The sequence below is a fragment of the Sporomusa sp. genome (assembly GCF_057736855.1).
Genome location: NZ_JBYKYF010000255.1, coordinates 1 through 4485, shown reverse-complemented (window position 1 = coordinate 4485; position 4485 = coordinate 1). Strand labels below are relative to the sequence as shown.

The 4485-nt window shown below is 47.1% G+C and carries 4 protein-coding genes, 1 riboswitch and 1 other annotated feature; all 4 genes read right to left on the bottom strand.

The window, feature by feature from the left end:
* Positions 1-821: aminomethyl-transferring glycine dehydrogenase subunit GcvPA (gene gcvPA, locus AC29Z1_RS13975; RefSeq protein WP_488272067.1), on the bottom strand; the 821-nt coding region annotated here is incomplete at its 3' end.
* Positions 822-823: 2 nt separating this feature from the next.
* Entirely contained in the window at positions 824-1213 is a 390-nt protein-coding gene (gene gcvH / locus AC29Z1_RS13970; RefSeq protein ID WP_488272066.1) for a glycine cleavage system protein GcvH, read from the bottom strand.
* Positions 1214-1332: 119 nt separating this feature from the next.
* On the bottom strand, positions 1333-2436 hold the full coding sequence (gcvT, locus tag AC29Z1_RS13965) for a glycine cleavage system aminomethyltransferase GcvT (RefSeq protein ID WP_488272065.1): 1104 nt from the start codon (positions 2434-2436) through the stop codon (positions 1333-1335).
* A gap of 282 nt (positions 2437-2718) precedes the next feature.
* Positions 2719-2805: riboswitch (glycine riboswitch) on the bottom strand.
* Between the two features lie 65 nt (positions 2806-2870).
* Complete coding sequence (serS, locus tag AC29Z1_RS13960; RefSeq protein ID WP_488272064.1) at positions 2871-4139, bottom strand: serine--tRNA ligase; 1269 nt, start codon at positions 4137-4139, stop codon at positions 2871-2873.
* Positions 4140-4236: 97 nt separating this feature from the next.
* Positions 4237-4437, bottom strand: a binding site (T-box leader).
* Positions 4438-4485: the final 48 nt, after the last annotated feature.

Genomic DNA, 4485 nt, shown 5'->3' with positions numbered 1-4485 from the left:
CCAAACGACAGAGGAATTCCCAGGCTCTGCCCTTCCCCGACCACAATATCAGCGCCCAGTTTGCCGGGAGCTTCCAAAATTCCGAGGGATATCGGATCCACCGCTATAATTAGGAGCGCTCCGTGCGCATGGACTATACTGGCGATTGCTTTACTATCCTCGAGGCAGCCAAAAAAGTTTGGAGTCTGTACAAGGACTGCGGCTACCGTCTTATTTAATTTGTTCTGCAGTTCCCGGATATCGATTTGTCCGTCCTGATAGCCGATCTCGCTGATAGTATAGCCTCGGTCAATAGCATAGGTACGCAAAATGGCACGATAATGGGGATGTATGGTCGTAGCTACCAACAGTTCGGTCCGTCCGGTAACACCAGCTGCCAGCAAAGCGGCTTCCGCCAGGGCTGTACCCCCGTCATACATGGAAGCATTGGCAACCGCCATACCAGTTAGTTCACAAATTAGACTTTGGTATTCCCATAACGCCTGCAGATACCCTTGCGATATCTCCGGCTGATATTGGGTATATGCTGTATAAAATTCCGAACGCCTAAGCACATGATCAACCATACTAGGTATGTAATGGTCATACGCGCCAGCGCCAAGAAAGCAGGCATATTCACCCGTATGGTGATTCCGTCCGGCCATGGCTGCCAAATGGGCCGCCAGTTCTGGCTCAGACATAGCTGCCGGTAGCTGCAGCAGGCGATGTAGGCGCAGTTCAACGGGAATATCGGCATATAAATCTTCAACCGCATTTACCCCAATGGCTGCCAACATGGCCATGCGGTCTGACGGCGTATGCGGCAGATAACTCCATGGCATGATTAATGCCCTCCCTCAGCAATCAGTTGCGCATAAGACTCACTGTCTAATAACTCAGCTAACTCAGCTTCGTCAGTAATTTCGATTTTAGCAATCCATCCCTCACCATAAGGATCCTGGTTAATCATCTCAGGTCTATCAGCTAGAGTTTCGTTACCAGCAGTTACTTTCCCGGAAAGCGGCGAATACACGTCTGATACGGCCTTAACCGATTCTACTACCGAAAGTCCACTCCCGCTAGTCAGCTCAGTTCCAACTTCCGGCAACTCGACAAAAACTACATCCCCAAGTTGAGATTGAGCATAATCGGTAATCCCAATAGTTGCTATGTTTCCTTCCAGTCTCACCCATTCATGATCTTTGGAATACTTAAGCTCTTTAGGAATATTCATTCTTATTTCCCCTTTCGCTAAAGTGATTCTTAGAATCAGTGGGATGTATCCCATCTGAGTTTCAGTCAAACTTATTTAAGCCAATTTGCGCCTTACGACCTGCTTTTCACAAACCAAAATTATCGCAGTTTAGGCCGCTGATAAAATGGGGTAGCAATAACCTTAGCCGGAATCTGTTTTCCGCGAATCTCAATATCAAAATTCTGACCAATACCAGCATACTCGGCATCCACCAACGCCAGCCCTAAATTTTTATCCAGTGTCGGCGCATAGGACCCTGTAGTTACTGTGCCAATTCGGCGGCCTTGGTAGGTAACCGGATACTCAGCACGTGGTATACCCCGTCCAAGCATCACAAACCCGACTAGTTTCCGTTGAGTTCCAGTTTGCTTTTGCTCTGTTAGAATCGCCTGCCCGTTAAACCGGCCTTTATCTACAGCGACAAACTTGCCCAAACCAGCCTCCACTGGAGTAATCATGGGCGATAATTCATGCCCGTATAATGGCAGTCCGGCCTCAAACCGCAAAGTATCCCGGCAGCCAAGTCCGGCAGGCAGTACGCCATAGGGCTTACCGGCTTCCATTATAGTTTCCCAGAGATAAGCAGCATCTTCCGGACGGCAATATATTTCAAAGCCAGCTTCTCCGGTATAGCCGGTTCGGGAAATCATAACCTTCTTCTCCGCCATCTTAGTTTCAGGAATAAACCAGTAATATTTCAAATTTGTCAGTGTTGCCGTGGTTAGTTTACTTACAATCGTTTCCGCCAACGGTCCCTGTAATGCCAGCTCAGCTGTTTCTGCCGACAAGTTGGTTAGCGTTACCTGATATGTACCGCAATAATCCTGCAGCCATTGCCAGTCTTTATCAATATTGGCGGCGTTAACAACCAGCAAGTACTCATCCAGGCTGCGCCTATAAATCAGCAAGTCATCCACAGTGCCGCCATCCGGGTAGCACATTGGTGTATACTGTACTTGGTTATCTGCCATCAAGGAGACATCATTCGTTACCAGGTTCTGCAAAAAGTCCAGGGCATCAGGCCCTTTCACCAATATCTCACCCATGTGAGACACATCAAACAAGCCAGCCCTTTCTCTCACTGCTTTGTGTTCCTCCAGTATTCCCGTATACTGCACGGGAAGCAGCCAGCCGCCGAACTCAACCATTTTGCCGCCATATTTGACATGGGTCTCATAGAGTGGCGTCTGCTTTGCTGTCATATCATCCTCTCCTTTTTATCAGAATTTCCAAGCTGCAACCCATTCCATTATTACCTCAAAAACACATTCTGGAATACATTTGGCTTGTGCCAACCGCTGATAATGGTAAACATCGCTAGTATTCTGCTACCTCTCAAAAGTCAGGCTTTCTGTTAAAAAATAAAAAAACAGAGGCAAAGTGAAATCATTCTCTTTGCCTCTGTCCGTTTACCTGAGAGATTTGCCCCCACAGGAGCTCCCCATCGGTGACACCCGCATGAACGGATGTGCTCTCCAGAGTATAGTCCGGTTATAGTCCTTTTGCCTGAGAGTTTGACAAAGGGCTTACTCCTTCGGCGCCGCACATACGGTCTCTCCTATAACCATCATCCCTTACAAATATTTATTTGTTTTCTAAATTTTAACAAAGGACTAAGATGGCTGTCAATAGCCAATTACTTAATTACATCGACGCCCATATAGGGACGCAGTACTTCAGGAATAATCACCGAACCATCTGCTTGCTGGTAGTTTTCTAAGATTGCCGCCACAGTCCGGCCAATCGCTACCCCAGAACCGTTCAGGGTATGCACAAACTCAGGCTTGGCCTTGGGTCCACGACGGAACTTAATTTCAGCGCGGCGAGCCTGGAAGTCTTCGAAATTAGAACAGGAAGAAATTTCGCGATAAGTGTTAAAGCTGGGCAGCCATACTTCAAGATCATAGGTTTTGGCTGAAGAAAAGCCCATATCGCCAGTGCATAACAGGACCGTCCGGTGCGGCAAACCTAATAGTTGCAGCACTCTTTCGGCGTTATGTGTTAATTTTTCCAACTCATTATAGGACTCTTCCGGCAGACAGAACTTCACCAATTCTACTTTGTTGAACTGATGCTGACGGATCAGGCCGCGGGTATCTCGGCCGGCGGCCCCGGCTTCAGCCCGGAAACAGCCGCTATAGGCAGTATAGTTGAGCGGCAAATCCTTGGCATCTAAAATTTCCTGTCGGTGCAAGTTGGTAATAGGCACTTCGGCGGTAGGAATAAGGTAATAGTCCAGACCTTCCAGTTTAAACATATCTTGGGCAAATTTAGGCAATTGACCAGTACCAATCATACTGGCTTCATTAACAATAAACGGTGGGAAAAATTCGGTATAGCCATGCTCCTTAGTGTGCAAATCCAGCATGAAGTTGATAAGCGAACGTTCTAACCGAGATCCCAAACCTTTATAAAAGGTAAATCTGGCACCAGTTACCTTTGCACCACGTTCAAAATCCAGAATACCTAACTTTTCGCCAATTTCCCAGTGAGGTTTAGGTTCAAAATCAAACTCGCGCGGTGTTCCCCATCGGCGTATTTCCTGATTATCCTGCTCGTCTTTTCCTACTGGTACCGAATCATGAGGCACATTGGGTATGCTCATCAGAATGGCTGACAGTGCGGCTTCGGTCTCTTTTACTTTGGCGTCAATGGCTGCTATGCGATCGCCTACCTCCCGCATTTCAGCAATCATATCATCGGCATTTTCACCCGCCTTTTTCTTTTTGCTAATTTCTTGCGAAACCGTGTTTCGTTTGTTTTTGAGGGCCTCAACCTCGGCTAACAGTTCGCGGCGTTCTTTCTCGAGACCAAGAAATTCGCTTAAGCTGATAGCGCTTCCCCGGTTTTTCAATGCTTGTTCTACTGTTTCAGGGTTCTCCCGTACAAATTTAATGTCTAACATGTATGTATACTCCTCCCTTATGTAATCAGTATTACACTTCATTGGCTAAGCTTTCTGGGTGTGATAGTCCACCACATAAAAAAACCTCGTCCCATTGCATAGGGACGAGAGTTGATTTCTCCCGCGTTACCACCCTGATTGACTGCTCAGCAGTCCACTCGGCACGTATAACGGGCGTGAACCGTGCGACTCATCGCCGCATGCTCTAGGGTGGATTACATAATTGTGCTACCGGCTCACACCTGCCGCCGACTCTCTGAAAACCCTTAATTATGCTAGACCCTGTCATTGCATATAAACGATATAACCTTCTATATTTCTATTTTGCATTATTAAATTATACCTT

What these genes read in the sequence shown, in the direction of transcription:
- serS (WP_488272064.1), bottom strand. Translation starts at nt 4,139, where the DNA reads ATGTTAGACATTAAATTTGTACGGGAGAACCCTGAAACAGTAGAACAA.
- gcvH (WP_488272066.1), bottom strand. Translation starts at nt 1,213, where the DNA reads ATGAATATTCCTAAAGAGCTTAAGTATTCCAAAGATCATGAATGGGTG.
- gcvT (WP_488272065.1), bottom strand. Translation starts at nt 2,436, where the DNA reads ATGACAGCAAAGCAGACGCCACTCTATGAGACCCATGTCAAATATGGC.